The organism is Micrococcus cohnii, from assembly GCF_014205175.1.
GTDB classification, from domain to species: Bacteria; Actinomycetota; Actinomycetes; order Actinomycetales; family Micrococcaceae; genus Micrococcus; species Micrococcus cohnii.
In genome coordinates this window covers 1,498,907-1,520,145 of the sequence record NZ_JACHNA010000001.1, presented here as the reverse complement: position 1 = coordinate 1,520,145, position 21,239 = coordinate 1,498,907, and the positions used below count along the sequence as shown (strand labels likewise).

26 protein-coding genes are annotated in these 21,239 nt (G+C 71.2%); 22 read left to right on the top strand and 4 right to left on the bottom strand.

What is annotated here, in order from left to right:
* The first annotated feature begins 24 nt into the window (after positions 1-24).
* The 3 genes from HDA30_RS06955 to HDA30_RS06945 all read left to right on the top strand — a co-directional run bounded on the left by HDA30_RS06955 (position 25) and on the right by HDA30_RS06945 (position 3,302).
* Positions 25-1,308, top strand: a complete 1,284-nt coding sequence (locus tag HDA30_RS06955) for a MarP family serine protease (protein ID WP_184241488.1) — start codon at positions 25-27, stop codon at positions 1,306-1,308.
* A 124-nt stretch (positions 1,309-1,432) separates the two neighbouring features.
* Entirely contained in the window at positions 1,433-3,094 is a 1,662-nt protein-coding gene (locus HDA30_RS06950) for a sodium-dependent transporter (protein ID WP_158496474.1), read from the top strand.
* Position 3,095: 1 nt separating this feature from the next.
* Positions 3,096-3,302, top strand: a complete 207-nt coding sequence (locus HDA30_RS06945) for a methionine/alanine import family NSS transporter small subunit (protein WP_158496475.1) — start codon at positions 3,096-3,098, stop codon at positions 3,300-3,302.
* Positions 3,303-3,371: 69 nt separating this feature from the next.
* Here HDA30_RS06945 and acs read toward each other — a convergent pair whose 3' ends face one another.
* On the bottom strand, positions 3,372-5,312 hold the full coding sequence (gene acs / locus HDA30_RS06940; protein WP_158496476.1) for an acetate--CoA ligase: 1,941 nt from the start codon (positions 5,310-5,312) through the stop codon (positions 3,372-3,374).
* Positions 5,313-5,449: 137 nt separating this feature from the next.
* On the opposite strand from acs, the gene nth reads away from it, so the two are divergent.
* A complete protein-coding gene (gene nth / locus HDA30_RS06935; protein WP_158496477.1) occupies positions 5,450-6,262 on the top strand; it encodes an endonuclease III in 813 nt (270 codons plus the stop codon).
* A 7-nt stretch (positions 6,263-6,269) separates the two neighbouring features.
* On the opposite strand, the gene HDA30_RS06930 is transcribed toward nth, so the two are convergent.
* Positions 6,270-7,373, bottom strand: coding sequence for an NAD(P)-binding domain-containing protein (locus HDA30_RS06930; protein ID WP_158496478.1), 1,104 nt, complete (start codon positions 7,371-7,373; stop codon positions 6,270-6,272).
* A 67-nt stretch (positions 7,374-7,440) separates the two neighbouring features.
* Entirely contained in the window at positions 7,441-8,325 is an 885-nt protein-coding gene (locus HDA30_RS06925; protein WP_158496479.1) for an ArgP/LysG family DNA-binding transcriptional regulator, read from the bottom strand.
* Between the two features lie 143 nt (positions 8,326-8,468).
* Between HDA30_RS06925 and HDA30_RS06920 the strand changes: the two genes are divergently transcribed.
* The 7 genes from HDA30_RS06920 (at position 8,469) to HDA30_RS10760 (ending at position 15,240) form a co-directional block, all read left to right on the top strand.
* Positions 8,469-9,074, top strand: coding sequence for a LysE/ArgO family amino acid transporter (locus tag HDA30_RS06920; protein WP_158496480.1), 606 nt, complete (start codon positions 8,469-8,471; stop codon positions 9,072-9,074).
* Between the two features lie 52 nt (positions 9,075-9,126).
* Entirely contained in the window at positions 9,127-9,930 is an 804-nt protein-coding gene (locus HDA30_RS06915; RefSeq protein ID WP_158496481.1) for an NUDIX hydrolase, read from the top strand.
* 132 nt (positions 9,931-10,062) lie between these two features.
* A complete protein-coding gene (locus tag HDA30_RS06910) occupies positions 10,063-11,307 on the top strand; it encodes a TadA family conjugal transfer-associated ATPase (RefSeq protein ID WP_184241487.1) in 1,245 nt (414 codons plus the stop codon).
* A complete protein-coding gene (locus HDA30_RS06905; RefSeq protein ID WP_158496483.1) occupies positions 11,300-12,424 on the top strand; it encodes a type II secretion system F family protein in 1,125 nt (374 codons plus the stop codon). The genes HDA30_RS06910 and HDA30_RS06905 overlap by 8 nt, the downstream gene beginning before the upstream one ends.
* 295 nt (positions 12,425-12,719) lie before the next feature.
* The gene (locus HDA30_RS06900; protein WP_184241486.1) at positions 12,720-12,911 is read left to right on the top strand and encodes a hypothetical protein; all 192 of its coding nucleotides are present in this window, start codon (positions 12,720-12,722) and stop codon (positions 12,909-12,911) included.
* Positions 12,908-14,440 carry a recombinase family protein gene (locus HDA30_RS06895; RefSeq protein WP_184241485.1) on the top strand — a complete coding sequence of 511 codons (1,533 nt, stop codon included), beginning with the start codon at positions 12,908-12,910 and terminating at the stop codon, positions 14,438-14,440. Before HDA30_RS06900 ends, HDA30_RS06895 begins: the two co-directional genes overlap by 4 nt.
* A 569-nt stretch (positions 14,441-15,009) precedes the next feature.
* On the top strand, positions 15,010-15,240 hold the full coding sequence (locus HDA30_RS10760) for a helix-turn-helix domain-containing protein (RefSeq protein ID WP_184241484.1): 231 nt from the start codon (positions 15,010-15,012) through the stop codon (positions 15,238-15,240).
* Positions 15,241-15,451: 211 nt separating this feature from the next.
* On the opposite strand, the gene HDA30_RS06885 is transcribed toward HDA30_RS10760, so the two are convergent.
* Complete coding sequence (locus tag HDA30_RS06885) at positions 15,452-15,598, bottom strand: hypothetical protein (RefSeq protein WP_184241483.1); 147 nt, start codon at positions 15,596-15,598, stop codon at positions 15,452-15,454.
* Between the two features lie 59 nt (positions 15,599-15,657).
* Between HDA30_RS06885 and HDA30_RS06880 the strand changes: the two genes are divergently transcribed.
* From HDA30_RS06880 to HDA30_RS06830, 11 genes are all read left to right on the top strand, one after another.
* Positions 15,658-15,903, top strand: coding sequence for a hypothetical protein (locus tag HDA30_RS06880; RefSeq protein WP_184241482.1), 246 nt, complete (start codon positions 15,658-15,660; stop codon positions 15,901-15,903).
* Positions 15,900-16,967, top strand: a complete 1,068-nt coding sequence (locus tag HDA30_RS06875; RefSeq protein WP_184241481.1) for an AAA family ATPase — start codon at positions 15,900-15,902, stop codon at positions 16,965-16,967. Before HDA30_RS06880 ends, HDA30_RS06875 begins: the two co-directional genes overlap by 4 nt.
* A gap of 330 nt (positions 16,968-17,297) precedes the next feature.
* On the top strand, positions 17,298-17,480 hold the full coding sequence (locus HDA30_RS06870; protein WP_184241480.1) for a hypothetical protein: 183 nt from the start codon (positions 17,298-17,300) through the stop codon (positions 17,478-17,480).
* 140 nt (positions 17,481-17,620) lie between these two features.
* Positions 17,621-18,055, top strand: coding sequence for a hypothetical protein (locus HDA30_RS06865; RefSeq protein ID WP_184241479.1), 435 nt, complete (start codon positions 17,621-17,623; stop codon positions 18,053-18,055).
* On the top strand, positions 18,052-18,486 hold the full coding sequence (locus HDA30_RS06860) for a helix-turn-helix domain-containing protein (RefSeq protein ID WP_184241478.1): 435 nt from the start codon (positions 18,052-18,054) through the stop codon (positions 18,484-18,486). The genes HDA30_RS06865 and HDA30_RS06860 overlap by 4 nt, the downstream gene beginning before the upstream one ends.
* Before the next feature lie 158 nt (positions 18,487-18,644).
* Positions 18,645-19,172, top strand: coding sequence for a hypothetical protein (locus tag HDA30_RS06855; protein WP_184241477.1), 528 nt, complete (start codon positions 18,645-18,647; stop codon positions 19,170-19,172).
* A gap of 30 nt (positions 19,173-19,202) precedes the next feature.
* Complete coding sequence (locus HDA30_RS06850) at positions 19,203-19,868, top strand: hypothetical protein (RefSeq protein WP_184241476.1); 666 nt, start codon at positions 19,203-19,205, stop codon at positions 19,866-19,868.
* Between the two features lie 3 nt (positions 19,869-19,871).
* On the top strand, positions 19,872-20,039 hold the full coding sequence (locus tag HDA30_RS06845) for a hypothetical protein (RefSeq protein WP_184241475.1): 168 nt from the start codon (positions 19,872-19,874) through the stop codon (positions 20,037-20,039).
* Positions 20,036-20,182, top strand: a complete 147-nt coding sequence (locus tag HDA30_RS06840) for a hypothetical protein (RefSeq protein WP_184241474.1) — start codon at positions 20,036-20,038, stop codon at positions 20,180-20,182. Before HDA30_RS06845 ends, HDA30_RS06840 begins: the two co-directional genes overlap by 4 nt.
* A 5-nt stretch (positions 20,183-20,187) precedes the next feature.
* Positions 20,188-20,352, top strand: a complete 165-nt coding sequence (locus HDA30_RS06835) for a hypothetical protein (protein ID WP_184241473.1) — start codon at positions 20,188-20,190, stop codon at positions 20,350-20,352.
* Between the two features lie 32 nt (positions 20,353-20,384).
* Positions 20,385-21,050: a recombinase family protein gene (locus HDA30_RS06830; RefSeq protein ID WP_184241472.1), complete on the top strand. Its 666-nt coding sequence runs from the start codon at positions 20,385-20,387 to the stop codon at positions 21,048-21,050.
* Positions 21,051-21,239: the final 189 nt, after the last annotated feature.

The window sequence follows — 21,239 nt, the reverse complement described above, 5'->3', positions numbered from 1 at the left end:
GAGGCTCTACGGAAGGGTGCACGCATGATCCTCGGGATCGCCTGGCTGGACCTGGTCCTTGTGGCGCTGCTGGTGGTGGCGCTGGTGCAGGGGCATCGCCGTGGCCTGTGGATCGTCGCGGGCACGCTGCTGGGCTTCGTCGCCGGCGCCGCAGCGGCCTTCTATGCCGTCCCCTTCGTCTCCCGCTGGGTGGCCGACCCCGACTGGCGCTGGGTCGCTATCCTCGGCGTCGTCGTCGCGCTCGTCGGCCTCGGCACGACGATCGGCGAGAGTGTCGGAGGGTGGATCCGCCTGCACGTGAACCTGCCTGTGCTGCGGCGGGTGGACCGTGTACTCGGCGCCCTCGCTTCGGTGCTCGTGGCCTCTGTGGCGCTAAGCATGCTGGCGCTGGGGCTCGGCACGCTCGGCCTGACTCCCGTCACGACCGAGGTCAACCGGTCGACGGTGCTGACGGTGATCGACAGGGCGATGCCCGACGCCGGTCAGCGCTGGCTCGCGCAGTCGCGGGTGGCGGCCGCGGGCCTGAACATGCTCCCCGAGGTGCGGGTGCCCGCCCCGGGCGACTCCGGGGCCGCTGCCGACCCGGCCGATTCTGCGGGCTCGGACGGTGCCCCGGAGTCGAGGGCAATCCCGAGCCCGTCGACGCAGAGCTCCCCTGGCACCGGAGCGGAGGAAGAACCGGTGCAGGCCGCCCCGGCGCCGCCCAAGGTGAGGGAGTCGGTGGTGCGGCTCTCCGGCCTGGCTGCCGAATGCGGACAGACGCAGAACGGCACGGGCGTGGTCATCGCGCCGGACCGGATCCTCACCAATGCGCACGTGGTGGCCGGTGTGGACGCCCCGACCGTCGAGACAGCCTCCCGCGAGGTCTACTCCGGTCGCGTGGTGCATCTGGATCCGCAGCGCGACCTCGCCGTCGTCGCGGTCGACGGCGCCGACCTGCCGGTGCCCGAGACCGACGCGGACCTCGAACCGGGGCAGGAGGCCCACGCCCTCGGCTTCCCCGCGGGCGGGCCGTATGTGGAGACGCCGGCCCGGGTGCAGGGGCGCACCGAGGCGTTGCTGTCCGATATCTACGGGCGCACCCAGGGTGCCGTGGAGATCTACCAGTTGAACGCCGAGATCGTCCCCGGCCACTCCGGCGGACCGCTCGTGACCGACGACGGGCAGGTGGCGGGCCTCGTCTTCGCACGCGCGCCCGGCTCAAGCACGCTGGGCTACGCCATCGCCGGCGACGAGTACGAGGACCTCGTGGACCGCGCGGCCGGCCTCGAGAGGACGCTGCCGGCGGGCGCGTGCATCCCGGGCTGAGGTGTGGCGAGGGCTGCGATGTCCACATCGTGGAAAGTGAGGCCCCTCACATAACGGCCCGGACTGTCCTACAGTAGGGTCACCTTCATTTCCCGCACGACGTGCATTGCCCCGGAGGTCACCCATGCCCACCGTCCACACAGCGGCCAAGCCACGGCCGAAGCGATCACGTGAGGAGTTCACGGGCCGCTGGGCCTTCATCCTCGCCGCGGTCGGCTCGGCCGTCGGCCTCGGCAACATCTGGCGCTTCCCCTACGTTGCCTATGAGAACGGCGGCGGAGCGTTCATCCTGCCGTATCTGATCGCCCTGCTCACGGCGGGCATTCCGCTGTTGTTCTTCGACTACGCCATCGGCCACCGCTTCCGCGGCGCCCCGCCGTTGGCCTGGCGGCGGCTGCATCCGAAGGCCGAGTGGATCGGCTGGGTGCAGGTGCTCGTCTGCCTCGTGATCGGCGTGTACTACGCCGCGATCATCGCCTGGTCGATCATGTACACCTGGTTCTCCGTCGACCAGCGCTGGGGAGAGGACCCCGAGGGCTTCTTTATGGGGGAGTACCTGCGCGCCGCCGATGACCCGATGCCCTCGTTCGACTTCGTCGGCCCCGTGCTGATCCCGATGATCGTGGTCTGGACGCTGCTGATTCTGCTCATGGGCTTCGGCATTCGCCGCGGTGTCGCCCGCGCCTCGATGATCGGCATGCCGATCCTCGTGCTGATGTTCCTGATCCTGGTCGGCCTGTCGGTGACTCTGCCGGGCGCGGTCGACGGCCTGAACACCTTCTTCACCCCGAACTGGTCCGTGCTGACCGACCCGGCGGTGTGGATCGCCGCCTACGGGCAGATCTTCTTCTCCCTCTCGGTGGGCTTCGGCATCATGGTCACCTACGCCTCCTACCTCAAGCGCCGCACGAACCTCACCTCGTCGGGCCTGGTGGTGGGCTTCTCCAACTCGGGCTTCGAGGTCCTCGCCGGCATCGGCGTCTTCTCGGCGCTCGGGTTCATGGCGCAGGCGCAGGGCGTGGCCGTGGGCGAGGTCGTCAGCGGCGGCATCGGCCTGGCCTTCATCGCCTTCCCTGCCCTGATCTCCGAAGCGCCCGCCGGTGCGGTCATCGGTGTGCTGTTCTTCGGCTCCCTCGTGGTCGCCGGCTTCACGTCGATGATCTCGATCCTCGAGGTCGTCGTCTCGGCGGTGAAGGACAAGCTGGGTCTTGGCCGCTGGGCCGCGGTGATCGGCGTCAACGGCGTCTGCGCCCTGGTCTCGCTGTTCCTGTTCGGCACCACCTCGGGCATGAGCCTGCTCGACGTCACCGACGCGTTCGTGAACAACATCGGCATCGTCGGCGCGGCCCTGGTGGCGGTGCTCATGGTCTCCGGCGTCCTCGGCCGACTCGACATGCTGCGCCGCCACCTCAACGCGGTCTCGTCGTTCAAGCTCGGCGAGTTCTACAAGGTGCTCGTGGCGATCGTCCTGCCGATCGTGCTGTCCTACACCCTGCTCTCGTGGATCACGACGACCCTCAAGGAGGGCTACGGCGACTTCCCGGCGCACTTCCTCGGCATCTTCGGCTGGGGGATGATGGGCCTGGTCATCGTCCTGGCCGTCGGGCTGTCCCTGCTGCCCTGGTCGGCGACCTCCGGGCTCAACGCGGAGGAGAGCGTGAACGAGGACCTGGCCGCGGAGCTCGTCTACGAGGACGGCACCCCGGTGCCGAGCCCGACGGGGGAGCTCCCCGTCGTCGCCGGTGCCCGCCCCGCGGCCCAGCCGCGTTCGACGAAGGAGGACTGACGTGGAGACCTCGGCAGTGATCATGATGATCGTGGCGATGGCCACCGTCTGGGGCGGCCTCGCCCTGGCCATGGTGAACCTGGTGCGCCATCCCGACGAGTCCTCGGGCGATGTGCCCGACGACGCGGACCCGCACCTGGACGACCACCGGTATGAGGCGGAGGACGAGGAGGCGATTCCGGCCTACGCGCCGGCCGAACGCTTCTGAACCGCCGATCGACGCGGACAGGGCCGGCTCCCGAACGGGGGCCGGCCCTGTCTCGTGCCCGGGTCGGGGTCAGCGGGAGCCGACCGCCTCAGAGATGCGGTCCATGACGCCGGGGTCGGCCAGGGTCATGGTGTTGCCGATCGGCCGACCCTCCGCGACGTCCTTGAGCAGGCGTCGCATGATCTTGCCCGAGCGGGTCTTCGGCAGTTCGGGGACCACCAGCACGCGCTTGGGCTTGGCGATCGGGCCGATGTCCTCGCCGACGTGAGCGCGCAGGGCTCGGCCGGTCTCCTCCGGGTCGGTGTCCCGTGCGGCAGCCGCCTCCGTGAGCAGCACGAAGGCGACAACTGCCTGGCCGGTGGTCTCGTCCGCGGCGCCGACGACGGCCGCCTCGGCGACGTCCTCGTGCGCGACGAGGGACGATTCGATCTCCTGCGTCGAGAGGCGGTGCCCGGAGACGTTCATGACGTCGTCCACGCGGCCCAGCAGCCAGATGTCCCCGTCCTCGTCGTAGCGGGCGCCGTCCCCGGCGAAGTACATGCCCTCGAAGCGCGACCAGTAGGTGTCCGCGAAGCGCTGCGGGTCCCCCCAGATGCCGCGCAGCATGGACGGCCAGGGGCGCCGGGCGACGAGCAGGCCCGGCTCGGTGCCGGTCATGGGTTCGCCGTTCTCGTCGACCACCGCGAGGTCCACGCCGGGCACGGGCCGCTGTGCGGATCCGGGCTTGAGCGTCGTGACGCCCGGCAGCGGAGTGAGCATGTGCGCGCCGGTCTCGGTCTGCCACCACGTGTCCACGATGGGGCAGCGGCCGCCGCCGATCACCTCGTGGAACCAGCGCCAGGCCTCCGGGTTGATCGCCTCGCCGACCGTGCCGAGCACGCGCAGGCTCGACAGGTCGTACTCGTCGGGGATCTGCCGGCCCCATTTCATGCACGTGCGGATCGCGGTGGGCGCAGTGTAGAGGAGCGTGACGCCGTGCTTCTGCACGAGCTCCCACCAGCGGCCCTGGTGGGGGGTGTCGGGGGTGCCCTCGTAGATCAGCTGCGTCGCGCCGTTCACCAGCGGGGCGTAGGCGACGTAGGAGTGGCCGGTCACCCAGCCGACGTCGGCGGTGCACCAGAACACGTCGGTCTCGGGCCGGAGGTCGAAGGTGTCGTGCATCGTGGCGGCTGTCTGAGTGAGGTAGCCGCCGGTGGTGTGCAGGATGCCCTTCGGCTTCCCGGTGGTGCCGGAGGTGTAGAGGATGAACAGCGGGTGCTCGGCCTCGTGCCACGTCAGCTCGTGCTCGTCGGAGGCGGAGTCGACCACCTCGTGCCACCACAGGTCGCGGCCCTCGGTCATCTGGATCTCGGCCTCGTTGCGGCGGACCACGACTACGTGCTCGGCGGTGTGGCCCGGGGCGGACAGGGCTTCGTCGACGGCGGGCTTGAGCATCGACGGCGTGCCGCGGCGGAACGAGCCGTCGGCGGTCACGACCAGCTTGGCCTCGGCGTCGTCGATGCGCGAGCGCAGGGCGTCGGCGGAGAACCCGCCGAACACGACCGAGTGCACGGCGCCGAGGCGAGCGCACGCGAGCATCGTGATGACGGCCTCCGGGATCATCGGCAGGTAGACAGCGACCCGGTCGCCCTTGGTGACGCCGAGGGAGGCGAAGGCGTTGGCGGCGCGACGGACCTCGGCCGCCAGTTCGGCGTAGCTGTAGGTGCGGGTGTCACCGGGCTCGCCTTCGAAGATGATTGCGGTGCGCTCGCCGTGCCCCGCCTCGACGTGGCGGTCGAGCGCGTTGTAGGCGGCGTTCGTGGTGCCGTCGGCGAACCAGCGGGCCACGGGGGCCGCGGAGAAGTCCAGCACCTGGGTGAAGTCCTGCTCCCAGTGCAGGTGCTGGCGCGCGCGGCGGGCCCAGTACGCCTCGTGGTCCTGTTCCGCTTCGGCGTACAGGTCGGCGGTCGCGACGGCGTTTGCCGCGAACTCACGCGGCGGCGGGAAAGTCTGCGTCTGGTGCTCGCTCATGGTTCTCCTTCGGGTCGTCGAGCCGCGCCGAATGTGAGGCGCGACTCGGTGCGGTCGCTCCACAGCATGCCGTCCGGGTGTCGCCGGTCACAAGTTCAGCGGCATGGCGGTGCGCGGGCGGGTGCGACGATGGGGCGATGACGACCGATGCCGCCCGTGCCGCCACACCCACCGGAGAGAGCCGCCTCGCCCTGACCCGCCGTGCGCGGAGGATCGACCGGGTGCTCGCCCAGACGTACCCGTATGCGGTCGCGGAGCTGGACTTCAGGACCGCGTTCGAGCTGCTCGTCGCCACGGTCCTGTCCGCCCAGACCACCGATGTGCGGGTCAATGCGGTCACCCCGGCCCTGTTCGCCCGGTTCCCCGACGCGACCGCGATGGCCGGCGCCGACGAGGTCGAGCTGCAGGAGCTGGTCCGTCCCACCGGGTTCTACCGGAACAAGGCGGCCGCCGTCCTGCGCCTGTCTCGGGACCTGGTCGAGCGCTTCGACGGCGAGGTCCCCGGGCGTCTCGAGGACCTGGTGAGCCTGCCCGGCGTCGGCCGCAAGACCGCGTTCGTCGTGCTGGGCAACGCGTTCGGCCAGCCGGGCATCACCGTGGACACTCACTTTGGCCGGCTGGCGCGGCGGCTCGGCTTCACGGGGCAGACCGATCCGGTGAAGGTCGAGCACGAGGTGGCGGCCCTGTTCGAGCGGCGGGACTGGACGGGGCTGTCCCATCACCTCGTGTTCCACGGCCGGCGGGTGTGCCATGCCAGGCGCCCGGCGTGCGGGGTCTGCCCGGTGGCTCGGTGGTGCCCGGCCTACGGCGAGGGCGAGACGGACCCGGAGGCGGCGCGAGGGCTGCTCGCCTATGAGCTCAAGCCCGGCCGCGAAGAGCTGCACCGGCTCATGCTCGCCGGGCACTCGCGCCGTCAGCTGCGGGAGAGGGGGTACTCGCTCGGCGCGTGAGGCTGCCTCAGGCTAGGCGGGCCACGATGTCCTGGACCGCGCGGCGTGCGTGCGCTCCGACCCCGATCAGCGTCGCGGAGGCCGGCCCGCACCAGTCGCCGTAGCCGAGCAGGTGCAGGCCCGGCACGTCCGTGGACGCGGTCGGCAGGTCTCGGCGGGTGGCGGGGACGCCGTGGTCCGTGTGCCGCAGGCCCAGGGCACGCAGGTGCCGCAGCTCGGGCCGGAAGCCGGTGCACCAGATGATCGCGTCGTAGTGGCGGCCCGGGGCGAGCGCCTCGGACAGCGGCACCGCGCGCAGGCCCTGCTCGTCGCGGGCGCGGCGCACCGACGGGACCGCGACAATCTCGCCCAGCTGCGTCACGGCCGCGTCGGACTCACCTCTCACGTGGGCCGTGGCCACGCGGAACAGGGCCCGGCCGTCCACGTCGTCGGGCATGAACCGCGGCGGGCGCCGTGTGGCCCAGGTGACACGCGCGTGGGGCAGCAGGTCCGCCGCGACCTGCGGGCCGGAGTTGCCCCCGCCGACGATCAGCACGTGCTGTCCCGCGAACGGCTCGGGTCGGCGGTACTCGGCCGCGTGCAGCTGACGAGGCGCGGCCTCGGCGGCCGCGGCAGACGAGGGCAGGAAGGGGCGAGTGAAGGACCCGGTCGCCGAGATCACCGCCGCGGCTCGCACGCGACGGCCGTCCGCCAGCGTCACCGCGAAGCCCCGGCCCTCGATCTCGGGGCCGTCATGTTCGTCGAGTTCGACGGAGCTGACCGGTGCCGGTCGGTGGACCGGAAGGCGGTAACGGGTCTCGTAGTCGGCGAGGTAGCCGGCGACGTCCGCCGCCGTCGGAGTGCGTCCGTCGAGGCGGCGGGGCATCGCTCGGCCGGGCAGGGACGAGTGCTCGGCGGCAGAGAACAGCTCGAGTGAGTCCCAGTATCGCGGCCACGCGCCGCCCGGCCTCGCGGATGCGTCGAGCAGGACGGCGTCCAGGGTCCGCAGACCTCGGCGGCTCGCGTCCCGGTTGTGCCGGTGGAGGAAGTAGCCGGCCGCGAGCCCGGCCTGTCCCGCGCCGACCACGACGACGTCGACCGACTCGGGCAGCGGCGGCGCGGTGGACTCCATGGCACGGGAGGGTAACGGACCTGCGGGGCGACACGGGGCGGCGGTGGCGGCGGTGACGCGCCGGCGGTCACGGGCGGTCCGCACGCTCCAGTCCACCGGCGGCGGCCTCGTGCACCGCGCGGCTCAGGCGCAGCAGCCCGGGAGAGGGCAGGGTCGCCGCCTGCCAGTGCAGCGGCACGAGGACGTCGTCGACGCCGGGCAGCCGCACCAGCCGACCGCTGGCCAGGTCGTCGACGGCCTGCAGGTCCACGAGCATGCCCCAGCCGAGTCCGGCGCGCACGCAACGGTGGAAGGCGTCGAACGACGGGGCGAGGTGCGTGGGCGGAGCCGCCGACGGTGCGTGCATATCGAGCACCTGCGCCTGCAGTCCGTCCTTCGCGTTGAACCGCATGGTCGGCATGGTGTGCAGGTCCGGGCGCCCGTGACGCACGTGCTGGCGCAGCAGCCGTGGCGCGGCCACGGGCACGTAGCGCATCCGGCCCAGCGGCTCGACCGCGCAGCCGGGCACGGGCTGGGGTTCTGTCGTCACGGCGGCCAGCACATCGCCGCGGCGCAGCAGGGCCGCACTGTGGTCCTGGTCCTCGATGTGCAGATCGAGCGTCGTGTCCGTCCATCCGGCGGCCTCGCGCAGCACCGGTTCGAACCACGTGCCCAGCGCGTCGGCGGGCACGGCCAGGGCCGTGACGGAACGTCCCGAGGCCTGCCGGCCCAGGGTGGCCCAGGTCTCGCGCTCGATGACGCTCACGTGGCGGGCCATGCGCACGAGCGCCTGTCCTGCGTCGGTCGCCTCGCACGGGGTGCCACGACGCACGACCATCTGTCCCACGGTGCGCTCCAGCGCGCGGATCCGCTGGCTGACGGCGGAGGCGCTGACGCCCAGGGCATCGGCGGCCGCCTCGAACGACCCTTCGTCGACGATGGCCAGCAGGGCGCGCAGCTGTTCCAGGTTCACGGGTGGCTCCGTTCATGCGCTCGACGGTTCTGTGCCGCGATGCCGCGCCCGACGCGCCATCGCGAGGTGATGAAGCTGAGCTTATCTAGATGAAGATCACGGCGTTTGTCTCATGATTGGGGCGTTCTCTAGCGTCACGACCCATGCAGACGCCCGCCCTCGCCCTCACCGGACTGCTCACCGGCCTCGCCCTCATCGTCGCGATCGGAGCGCAGAACGCGTTCGTGCTGCGCCAGGGGGTGCGCCGTGAGCACGTCGGACCCGTCGTGCTCGTCTGCCTGCTCTCGGACGCGGTGCTGATCCTGGCCGGGACGGCGGGCGTCGGCGCGCTCGTGCAGGCGGTGCCGTGGCTGCTGGAGGCGCTGCGCTGGGCCGGGGCGGCGTACCTGCTGTGGTTCGCGGCGACCTCGGCGCGCGCGGCCCTGCGCCCGGGAGCGCTCGAGGCGGTCCAGGCGCCGCGGACGGCCGGGTCCGTCGTTGGCACGACACTCGCCCTGACGTGGTTGAACCCGCACGTTTACCTCGACACCGTCGTGCTGCTCGGCTCGGTGGCCAACCAGCACGGCCCCGAGGGGCGCTGGGTGTTCGCGGTGGGCGCCGTGTTCGCCTCGGTCGTGTGGTTCACCGCCTTGGGATTCGGGGCCCGGCTGCTGGCCGGCGTCCTGGCCCGTCCCCGCGCCTGGCAGGTGGTGGACCTGGCGATCGCCGTGGTCATGGCGGCGCTGGCCGTCTCGCTCCTGCTCGGCTGAGGTGGCGGCCGAAGACGGCCCTGCCGTCCCACGCAGGGCTACCGTGGCGGGCATGGACGCTCCCTTCGACAGCCAGCCCGCCGCCGCACCGAGTTCGGCCGGGCCGGAACTCGCCCGAGCGCGGGCGGAGCTGGTGGAGCTGATCGCGCGCTGGGGCACACCGGCCGATGACGCGGCCGTGCCGCACGAGCGGCGGCCCGCCTCGTTGACCGACATTCCCGCGGAATCGGCGGTGACGTGGGGCTTCGACTGGCCTCGCGTGCCGGCACCGACGCCGTCCGCCGTGCTCCTGCTCTTCGGGCCTCTCGACGACGTGCCGGCCCGGCGCCGGACCCGCGACGTCGACGCCCTGCTGGATGTGCTGCTGACCCAGCGGGCGCAGACGCTGCGCCGTCATGCCGGGCAGGTCGCGTTCCCGGGCGGACGCTGCGATCCGGGTGACGGCTCGGTCGTCGCGACGGCGCTGCGCGAGGCGCGTGAGGAGACCGGCCTGGACCCCGCTGCGGTGGAGGTGCTCGGCGTCCTGCCGCCGGTCTGCGTCGCCGTCTCCGGCTATGTCGTGCACCCGGTCGTCGGCTGGTGGCGTCGGTCCAGTCGTGTCGACGTCGTGGACCACAATGAGGCGAGCGCCGTGTTCCGGGTCCCGGTGGCGGATCTGACCGACCCCGACGGCCGGTTTATGGTGGCCCGCCCGGGCGGACGGCGCGGGCTCACGCCCGGCTTCGCGGTGCAGGACCGGTTCGTGTGGGGTGTGACGGCGGCGCTGCTCTCCCGCGTGCTCGAACTGCTGGGCTGGGACGAGCCGTGGGATGCGAGCCGGGTCGTCGACGCGGCGACCCGGCAGACAGTGCGCTGACACCCTCCTCGAGGCGGAGCGCGGCGCCTCGAGGCCAGCTGACTCCTGCACAGCCGACCGGAATCCTGCAGCTGTCCGCACCGGGGCGACCGTGACGGCCCGCGTCCCTGGGGCAGCTGTGGACTGGAGGACATGGACAGTGCGATCAGTGCGCCCGAGCCGTCCGACCTCCGCACCGTCGGCGCCCCCGGCACCGGACCCTTCGCTCCCGACGACCCGGAGCCGCTGGCCCCCGAGCCGCCGTGGCTGGATGCGACACGTCGCCGGCTGGCCGAGCGCGGTCTCGAGGACGTCGACGCCACCGGTGCACTCGGACGCGCCCTCGACGCGGAACAGGTGGCGGCGACGCCGGCGACCGTGCGTTACCTCGAGGACGAGCTCACCGGATTCGGTCCGCTCGCGCCGTGGGTGAGGGCCGAGGGCATCACCGATGTGCTCGTCGACGCCGCGGGGCAGGTCTGGACCGACGGGATTGGAGGCCTGCGATCCACGGGTCTGCGGCTGCCGCCCGAACGGGCCAGCGCCCTGGCCACCCGCCTGCTGGCCCAGGCCGGGCGCCGCCTCGACGCCGCGGTGCCGGCCGCCGATGCCCGCGTTGCGGGCGTCCGCGTGCACGCGGTGCTGCCGCCCATCTCAGGCGGAGGACCGGTGCTGAGCCTGCGCGTGCCCGCCGCGGACCGGCCCGCGCTCGGCGAACTCGCCGCCGGCTGGCCGGACGGGGCGACCTGGCTCGACGCGATGCGGCTGCTGATCCGCCGCCGGGCGAGCGTGCTCGTTTCCGGGGCGACGGGTTCGGGCAAAACGACGCTGCTCGCCGCGGCCCTGGCCGAGGTGCCGCCGGACGAACGGATCGTGACGGTCGAGGACACCCTCGAGGCGACGCCCGCCCATCCGCACGTCGTGCCCCTGCAGGCCCGTGCGGCCAACGTCGAGGGGGCCGGCGAGATCGGCCTGGCCGAGCTCATCCGTCACGCACTGCGGATGCGCCCGGACCGGCTCGTGGTGGGCGAGTGCCGCGGGGCCGAGGTGGCCGAGATGCTGACCGCCCTGAACACGGGGCATCAAGGAGCCTGGGGCACCCTGCACGCCAACTCCGCCCACGACGTCCCGGCACGACTGCACGCGATGGGGGCTCTCGCCGGCTGGTCCCGCGCGGCGATCGACGCGCAGGCCCGCGCCGGCGTCGACGCCGTCGTGCACGTGCGTCGGCGCACCGGCACGCGCGCGCCCACGCAGCTGTGCGTGCCCGTCCCGGCGGACGCCCCGGACGCGCCCCTGACACTGGCACCGGCGCTGACGGACGACGGGTCGGGACGGGCGGTGCGCGGGCCCGGCTGGCCGCTGCTGACGGCCCGATTGGGGGACCACGATGACTGAGCGGCTCGCAGCGGGCCCGCCGCCCGCCTCCGGCATGCCGTCTGCGTCCGCCCGCCGGGCCGACGCACCGGCGCCGACGGCACGGCTGCTGCGCTGGTGGCGTCGACGGCGTCGTGACCGGTCCCGAGCCGAGGCGGACGCCGCGCTCGCCCTGCGGCGCTGGGCAGGCCACCTGCGCACCGGGCTCACCACCGAACAGGCATGGACGGCCGCGGCGGAGGCCGAGGAGTGCTGCGCGAGAGCTGAACCGGGATGCTGCCTGGGCCATGTGCTCTCACGCCTGGCGGCCGTCCACCGTCTCGGCGGCGCCCCGTCAGCGGTCGCAGGACCCGACGGCGTCGACTCATGGCAGACCTTCACGGGGCTGCTGGAGCTGTCCCATCGGACGGGGACGGCTCCGGCCGTCGTCGCCGAGCGCTTCGCGGCCGCACGCGAGGCCGAGCTGGACGCCGAGCGCGCCCGGGCCGCCCATGCCGCCGGCCCGCGCTCGACGGTCACGCTGCTGCGCTGGCTGCCATTGGGCGGTCTCGGGTTGGCCTGGATGCTGGGTGCGGGCCCGGCCGTGCTGCTGGGGGACGTCCTCGGCTGGCTGGTGCTGGCCGCCGGGGCGTTCTTCACCGTCGCGGGCCACGTGTGGGTCTCGCGGCTACTGCGTCAGGCACGGGGTCCGGAACACGCCGTGGACGCCGCGGCCTGGCTGGACGTGACCGCCGCGCAGCTCGGGGCCGGCCGGTCGCTGGTCGCCGCCCTCGACGACGTCGCCTCCGTCATGCCCTCCGGTCACCTGCTGCGTCCGGTGACCCGCGCCCTGCTGTGGGGCGCCCCGTGGGCATCGGCATGGTCCCGGCTCGACGACTCGGCCAGGCAGGAGGACGTTGCGCAGCTGCGTGAACTCGGCCGACGGCTAAGACCCCTGCACGCGACCGGTGCCGCCGGCGCACAGAGCCTGGTCCAGGCGGCCCAGGCCCTGCGCCAGGAGCGTGCCCGTGCCGCCCAGCTCGCGGCCGAGCAGTTGGCGGTGCGCCTCGTCGTGCCGCTGGGGCTGTGCCACCTTCCGGCGTTCGTGTGCCTCGGGGTGCTGCCGATGCTGCTGGCCATGCTGCGGGGTCCGGCCTGAGCACCGCCTCCGGCCGCCTGCGGCGAGTCGACGGCGAGGAGGGCGCGGGGCAGGGTCGGCCGCTCACTGCTCCACAAGCGGCCGGCAGCGCTCACACGTCCACGTGCGCGGAAACGACGGCCCGCCGCAGGGGCGTGGCGCGGAAGAGTGCTGGTCAGCGGGGCCGGCCGGTTCCGCCGCTCCGTCAGACGGGGCGCCGCCGACGACCCGGTCCGTCTGGACGATGGACCGGACCGACACAACCGACACCGTGCGGGAGCCGACTCCCGCCGCTGACCTGGAGGGGTACACCACCATGACCACGAACGACACCATCACCGCCGACGAGCAGCAGATCTCGCCGGACGCCGCGGCGATCTCATCGGGCGACCGCAGCCCGAAACGCGCCGCACGAGTCGCCACGGCCCTGGCCGACGACCGCGGGGCGCAGACCGCAGAATATTCGGAAAGTGTGTCAAGTGACCCTGTCGATAGACTCGGCCCATGACCAATCCACGCGCCGGCATCTACGCCCGAATCAGCCGCGACATGCAGGGCGAACGCCTCGGCGTCGACCGGCAGCTCGAGGCGTGCCGAGACCTCGCACAGCGTATGGACCTGGAAGTCGTCGACGAGTACGTCGACAACGATCTGTCCGCCATGAAGTCACGCCGCCGCCCCGAGTACGACCGGCTAGTCCAGGACATTGAGGCCAGCGCCCTGGACGCCGTTATCGTCTGGGACCACGACCGCCTCCTACGGCAGACCAAGGAACTCGAACGGTTCATCGACGTGTGCGACCCGCGGGGCGTCCCCACGTACACGGTCACATCCGGGAAGCTAGACCTCTCCACCCCGACCGGCCGCGCCGTCGCCAAGACCCGCGGCGCGTGGGCACAGCATGAGTCCGAACACCGGGCCGAACGTATCCGCGCCCAGAAGGTCCAGGCCGCCCGCGCCGGGAAACACATCGGCGGGCCGGCCCCGTTCGGGTGGCGCCGCGTCGACCACGTCGTCCTCGAGAACGGGAAGCACAGCGGCGGCCGGTTCATCGTCGACGAGAAGAACGGGCGGATGATCCGTGAGGGTACGGAGATGATCCTCAAGGGCCACACGCTCGGCGACGTCGCCCGCCTGTGGGCCGCTGAGGGCATCCGCGGTCGTACCGGACGGACGTTGACCACCACGCAGGTGAAACAGCGGCTCTTACGGGCACGCAACGCCGGTCTACTCACGTTCCACGGTGAGACCGTGTCCGACGGATGGCCACCCATCGTGTCTCTCGAGGACTTCCGAGCCCTTGAGGCCATCCTCACCGCCCCGGAGCGCCGGCAGTCGTCGGAGGCGAAGTTCAAGTACCTGTTGAGCGGCATAGCGCACTGCCACTGTGGACGGGTCATGCACGGTCTGCACCGCAAGAGCCGTGGCCGTATCTACCGGTGCACCGTGTCATTCGAGCACGGGACGGACCGTGAGGGGCACACGACCCGGCGCATGGAACCGCTCGACGAACACGTCCTCGCGGCAGCAGCGGCGCACCTTTCCGACCCCGCGACCGTGGAGGCATGGCGGACGGTGGCACGTCCGGCAGGTGCCGAACCGGGGGTCGACGAAACCGCGGCGCTACTGGACCTCACGAACCGGCGAAACGCGCTCACTCGACTGTTCGCGCAGGGCGCCCTGTCGGAGACGCAGCTCGTGGAGGGAACGGCGGAACTCAACGCCCAGGTGGATCGCATACAGGCGGAGGTGCAGCGCCGGTCCCGGTCCCGCGCCCTGGCCTCCATGCTCGTGAAGGATGATCCAGCGGCCGCGTTCCTTGCCGCACCGGTCGTGACGCAGCGTGAGGCGCTGCGGGCGCTGTTGTGGGTCGAGGTGTTGCCGACGGTCAACCGGGGCGTGTTCGACCCCGACGCGGTCCGTCTCCACTGGCGAGGCGCCCCGGACTTTCAAGAACCCAACCGCAGCCCAGAACAGAAAATGAGACGGGTTACGGGAACCATGAACCCCGAGGCAGAGCGGGGCGACGACGCCTGAGTCGCGTTGCCAATAACTCAACATTTATGACAACGCCCCTGCCTCTTCGCAGCGGGGGCGTCGTCTATGGCACGGGCCACTCGCCGGGAGTTATCTAGGCGTTCCATTCGCTCTACGAGTTCTACGCGAACACCGCGTTCATAGAGCGCATCATCCGACCGCGGGTGCATGTTGATGTCGAGCCCTCGCTGGAGGTGCACCCCGAGCGGTCACCCGATGGATGAAGCGTCGTCTAGCGGCGCGGATTCGGGCCAGAGTGTCCATCCGAGGGGTAACGCTCTCACTCTATTTTCCAGGGAACGCCGTCCACGCTTTCGCCTGGCCGCGCCGATCGGCACGTCACTTTCCTGTTACATCACGTAACTAGTACGTATTGAAAGACCCGCGATTGGTGATTTTCGGGTTACTCGCAACGTCGAATGGGCCATGATGGTTTCACCACCCCCGCCCACCAAGCGGGACAAAAACGGAGGCCCCCCAGCACCTACCAAAGCAACAGGGGGACCTCCAAGCGGCAACCGGTACCACCCGGCCGCACCGTGCTCGTCCTAGACAGACAGGAACACAAGGTGAACCATAGCCATCACCCGGGCGTCCCGACACCCGAACACGTCAGCAACACGACCACCCTGGCGCGTGTCTGGCTCAACCGACAGGAAGCGGCCGACTACCTCGGCGTCCACCTCAACACCCTGGACCGACATGTGAAGGCCGGCCGCCTTCCCGCGCACCGACTCGGCACGACCGTACGGTTGCACCGTGCCGAACTCGACTCCGCGATGTTCGGTGATGCCGCGTGACCGACCTCGCCCAGCACTTCCCGCCCCATGTCCTCGAGTGGGCACGTCGTCAGGCTGAACACGCCCCGCCGCCGTCACCGGCTCAGCTCCGTCGTCTCGCCCAGCTACTCCGAGGCGGTGACGTTGCGTGACCCATCCCGGACATGAAGAACGCCGCCCCCACGGCACGGAGACGGCGTCTGCAAAGTCGTTGAACGGCGACACCACAAGTCTACCCGGTGCAGACGACCTCGTACGGGGCGTGTTCGTCCTCGTCGTCGAGGTCCCCAGCGACCCCGAACCCCGGCACCGGCGGCGTGTGTTCCTCCAGGCGCAGCCCGCGCAGCGTGCCGCGGACCGTGCAGTCGAGCGCGGTCACCGGGCCGACGTCGTCCTGTGCCGACTCGAGCCGGTCGAGACCCCGGGCGGGTGGTCCGAGTGAGTCAGTGCCCCACCTGTGGTGCCCCGGACATCGAGACGCAGATCGAGCACGACCGGACCCTGTACAACGCAGCCCACACCCGCGCCCGTGCGGAGGCCGTGAACGATCCCTACGTGCGGGATTCCGTCTCCCGCATCTTCACCGGGTGGGACGGCCCCGACGCGGCACACGCCCGGTCTGTTGCCCGGTTCCGCGCCTGGCACCAGCACGCCCACACGCAGGGCGGTGACACGGCCGCGTGACGACACCGCACGACCTCGAGAACCTGGACATGTCCGAGAGCGCGCCAGAACGCCCGGACTACTTCGACCCCTCGCTCTACCCGGACGAGTCGCTGCCCACCGGGCGGCACTACCTCGACGGCGGGGCCTTCATCTTCGACCAGCCCGAGACCATCCCCGCAGTCTGGGGAGCCGGCAACGATGTGTTGTGGGCCGAGGGCGAAGCACTGATCGTCTACGGCGGGTCCGGTGTCGGTAAGACCACCATCGCCGGGCAACTCGTCCGTGCCCTCGTCCTCGGAGACAGCGACGTACTCGGGCAACCCGTGGCCCCGGCCGCCGGGAACGTGCTCTATCTGGCGATGGACCGGCCGCGGCAGGCCGCACGCTCACTGTCGAGGCAGTTCCACCCGGCCCAACGTGACGCGGTCTCCCGCCGGTTGAAGGTGTGGCCCGGGCCGCCGCCCGAGGACATGGCCGACCGAACCGAGCTGCTGCGACAGATGTGCCGTGAGGCCCGCGCCTCACACGTCGTGGTCGACAGCCTCAAAGACGCCGCCATGGGTCTGTCCGACGACCGGGTGGGCGCCGGCTGGAACCGTGCCCGACAGGGCGCCCTCGTCGACGGCGTGCAGGTCCTCGAACTGCACCACCAGATCAAGGCCAGAGCCGACAGCCCCAAGGGCATTGACGCCGTGTACGGGTCGACCTGGATCACCACCGGCGCCGGGTCCGTGGTCCACCTCGACGGGGCACCCGGTGACGCAGTGGTGAAGTTCCGGCACCTCAAACAGCCCGCCGACGAGGTGGGGCCGTTCGACGTGCTGCACGACGCCCGCACCGGCCTATCAACAGTCGTGAACGACGCGGACCCGCTGACCATCGTCAGGGCGCGAGGACAGATCACCGTGAACGATCTGGCCGGCGTCATGTTCGCCACCGACGCCCCGAGCCGGAACGAGGTCGAGAAGGCACACCGGAAACTCGACGGTCTGGCCCGTTCCAAGCAACTCGAGAAGACCCCGCAAACCGCCCAGAGCGGAGCTGCCATGGCAACGGTCTACACGATCCCGGACAGCGGCTAGACCCCTCACGCACCCCTCACGCGGACCCGTTTTCGCGTGCCCCTCCCGCCAGGGTCACGCACCCCTCACGAGGGCCACGGAATCCGCATGAAACGGGGTCACGCACCCCCTCACGGGGGTCACGGACCCGAGGGGGTCACGTTCACCGGTCCCCCTGTAAGGGGGGACCGTGACGCCCCCCACCCCGACCAGCACTGAAACGAGGTCACCCGAAATGAAGCACCCGCACTACAACCACAGCACCATCGCCGAGTTCCTCGCCCTCACCCTCACCGCCGCCGACGGAACCCCCGAGCAGCCCCTGCCGACTGACACCCCGGAGGACAACGAATGAGCCGCCAGCGCCACAACCCCGACACCCGCAAACGCCGCGCCCGCGAAACCGCCGCCTACGACGCCGCCAACACCCCCACCCCCGAGGACTACGCCCGCGACCTCGTCCACCGCGGCCTCGCATCCCCCGACATCCTCGACCGCCGGCCGCGGCCCCGACCCCATAGAACGGAGGCATGATGACCGACCCCATGGAACACCGCTGCACGGCCAGGAACCGGGCCGGAGAACGGTGTGGCCGGCCACCGATGCGCGGGGCCACCGTGTGTGCCTCGCACGGAGGGAAGGCGCCCCAGGCCCGGGCCGCGGCTGAACGTCGCGTGCAGGCCCAGGCCCTCGAGGCGGATGCCCGGGCGGTGCTTGCGTTCGAGGCCGTGGAGCCTATCGACGACCCGGTCCTCGCGTTGGCGGAGCTGGCCGCAGAAGTCCGGGCAACGGTCCGGGCGTTGGGGCAGCGGGTGAACTCGTTGGAGGACGTCCGGTATCCGTCGCCGCTGGGCACGGAACAAGTTCGGGCGGAACTCGATCTGCTCGGCCAGTACCAGGACCGGTTAGGCCGGATGCTCACCGCGTTGGGGCGGCTCGGCCTCGACGAACGCCGGGTGCAGCTCTCCGAGGCACAGGCGGCTGTCCTGGTCGGTGTGGTGGATCGGCTGCTCGTGTTCCTCGCCCTGCCCCGCGATGAGGAAGCGGCGGCCCGTGATGAGTTGGCCCGGATTTTCCGGTCCCTGGACGCCGGGGAGGTGGCCGCATGAGCACCTATCAGCGGATGCCCGCCGGTCTGGTGTGTGCCTCAGTGCCGGCGCCGCTGGCCCTAGTGCTGGTCCGCACGGTCTCCTGGCCGGAGGTCGCACTGAAGTTCGCGCAGCACCCCGAGGGACTGGAAGCGGCCCGGTTCGGTTGGGCGCAGCTGAACAACGCGGCCGCCGAGTATCAGCACCACCTCCGGCAGACCGTCACCCCGCTACCCCCGGTCGAGGGCGCCGCGTCGAGGTGGATCACCACCGCGCAGGCGGCCGCGCAGATCGGCAAGAGCGCCGAGACGGTCCGGGCGTGGTGCCGTGCGGGTCTCGTGACCGCACGCAGCGAGGGAAACGCCTGGTACATCGAGCCGGAGAGCCTGGCGGACTACCTCGAGTCCCGGAACTACCGCGAGGCGGAGGCGCGGAACCTCGACGCGGCCTAACTCGACATGGTGGAGATGTACCGGCCTATTGGGTTGTCCTCCTATGTCGGGGCCGGTCGCCGACGGTTTCTCGTGATCTTCCTGTCGGCGGTGGGGGCGTTCGTTGGTGATCGGACGCCCCCGCACACTCCACCGTTTTCAACCCTGGGAGACCCGCCATGCAATACACGCAGCGCGACCTCGCTAACGCCCTCGACGGCAAGCCCACCGACGCCGCCGCCCGCGCCACCCGCCGCGTCGTCGACGCCCTCGACACGTCCAAGAGCGCACCGCAGGCGCAACCGCTCGACATGTCCAAGCACCTCGAACTGTTCCGTGAGGCCGCCGAGGCCCGCGTCGTCCACGCCGGCGACGTCCCGGACCGTCTGCGCCATCACGCCGCCGTGAACGCCGGTGTGAACGCCTACGCGGCCGCCGCCCGTCGGGCGCGCCCGAGCCTCACCGACGAGGATGCAGTCTGGGAGGCCCGGAACAAGCGTTCCGAGCTGATCGAGAAGCACCAGTTCTCGTCCCCCTACGTCGACGACGTTCTCGCCACCGTGGCCGAGGCCCTCCACGCTGAGGCCCGCACTATCGGCACCACGACCACGACGCCGGCGCGCACCACGACGACCGAGAACCGTGCCACCCGCAGCGTCGAGCGCATCCGCGATATCCGCGGCGGCACCATCACGCCCCTGGCTTGAATCCTGAACGGAGACACCTCTATGCCCCTCATGAAGCGAACCCCCGCCCACTACCTCGACGAAGCCCGCAAGGCCCAGGCATCCGCCGACGACCACCAGACCAAGGCGCAGGCGGCCCTCGACGAAGCCCGCAAGATCGACACGGACGCTGTCGACACCATCGTGAACGATCCCTCCCAGGCCGAGCGGGTCACCCGTGAGGTGTCCACCAAGGAACGCATCGCCGCCGCCCACACCAAGAAGGCCCAGGACGAGCAGGGCCGCCGCGACGGCCTGATCCGTGACGCCCTGGCCGCCGAGGCCGTCCGCCTCGACACCCGTGCCGAGAAGGCCGAGAAGGCCGGCGCCCGACACCAGGACGCCGTCGACGAGCTACTGTCCCGCCTCGAGGAACTGGACGGCGTCTCCTACCAGGTCGCCCCGGTGCAGGACCGTCACGGTGCAGGCTCGCACTACCCCGAGACTCGAGGCGAGGAAATCGTCAGCGAGGTGGAGGGCAACCGCGTGCAGGCGTCCCTGATTCGCTACTACCTCGAGCACGGGAACATCCCGGAGACAGCCAAGGGTCTGGACCGCGTGGACAACGTGAGCTGGTGGTCCGGGAAATACATCAACCAGGCCCGTGATTTCTTCATCGCCCCGATGCTTGCCGCCCAGCAGGCTGGCACGATTCTCGACTACACCCCGGAGGACTGACCCATGGCCACCAAGACCAAGACCCCCACCCCCGCCGAGGCGGCCGCGTTCATTCGCGTGATCCTCGACCACCACAAGCCGCGTATCGACACGGCCACGGGCCGGGGCGTGCGTTCATGGCTGCTCGAGGCCGCCGCATCCCTCGACGCCGTCCAGGACGGCCGGGCATGAGCGGCGGGCCGTTCTCCCTGGCCGCGGACATGTTCGAGGCCGGGGCCTACGCCGCCGCCCAGGCGTGCGAGGACGCCGGCCTCGATCCCATGATCGGTGTTGCCGGCGTCCTCGCCACGCTCAAGGGGCGGGACGCAGAATGAGGCCCATGACCGACGAGACACCAACCGCAGATGTGGGAGAGGTGGCCGAGCTGTGCGCCCGGCTGCTGGACGTCCTCCCGCCTGACGACTGCGCGCTCGACCGTGACATCCGGGCGCGGCTCGAGGCGTTCGTGGCCGGTGTTCGGGCGGTCTCCGCACCCCCTGAATAACAAAATGGGTCCCCTTTATGTATGCTGGACCCATGAACACCCCCTCAACCCCGCTCCGCGTCGTCGGCTATGTCCGCGTGTCCACGGACAAACAGGACATCGGACCCGACGTGCAGATCGCCGAGCTTGAGGCATACGCCCGGGTGAACGGGTGGGACCTCGACATCCGCCGTGAGGATGCCGCCTCGGCCGCATCCCTCAAGAACCGCCCGGTGCTCGCCCAGGCCCTCGAGGACCTGAAGGCCGGCCGCGCCGACGTGCTGGCCGTATCCAAGCTGGACCGCCTCTCCCGCTCGGTCGCTGATTTCGCCGGGCTGCTCGAGACGGCAGCGCGTCAGCGGTGGGCCGTCGTGAGCCTCGACCTGAACGTCGACACGACGACCATCACCGGCGCCGCTATGGCTCAGGTGACGATGACGTTTGCGGAGATGGAGCGGAAGCGCATCGGGGAGCGCACGAAATCAGCCATGGCCCGCATCAAGGCGGATACGGGCAAGCACATGGGGCGCCGGTCGGTGTTGCCGGCGGAGACGGTGGACCGAATCCGGGCAGACCGGGCAGCCGGCATGCCCATGGCCCGCATTGCAGCCACGTTGAACGATGAGGGCGTGCCGACGGCAACGGGGCGGACTTGGTACGCCTCGACCGTGCGGGCCGTACTCACCCGGGAGACGGACAAGGCCACCGCGTCGGTGTGAGGTGAGGGGTGCCCGCCCCGGCTAAGACGGGATGCGCCGGGGCGGGCAGGCCGGGACAACACACCGGCCGGCGGCCCATCGGAGGGGGGCTGAGGGGCCGCACGGGAAAGCATACCCACTAGGCGCATGTGTCAGAGCCAGTTGGGTGCTGCTGGACAGAGGTGCCAGGGTGCGATCTTGCTTGACAGG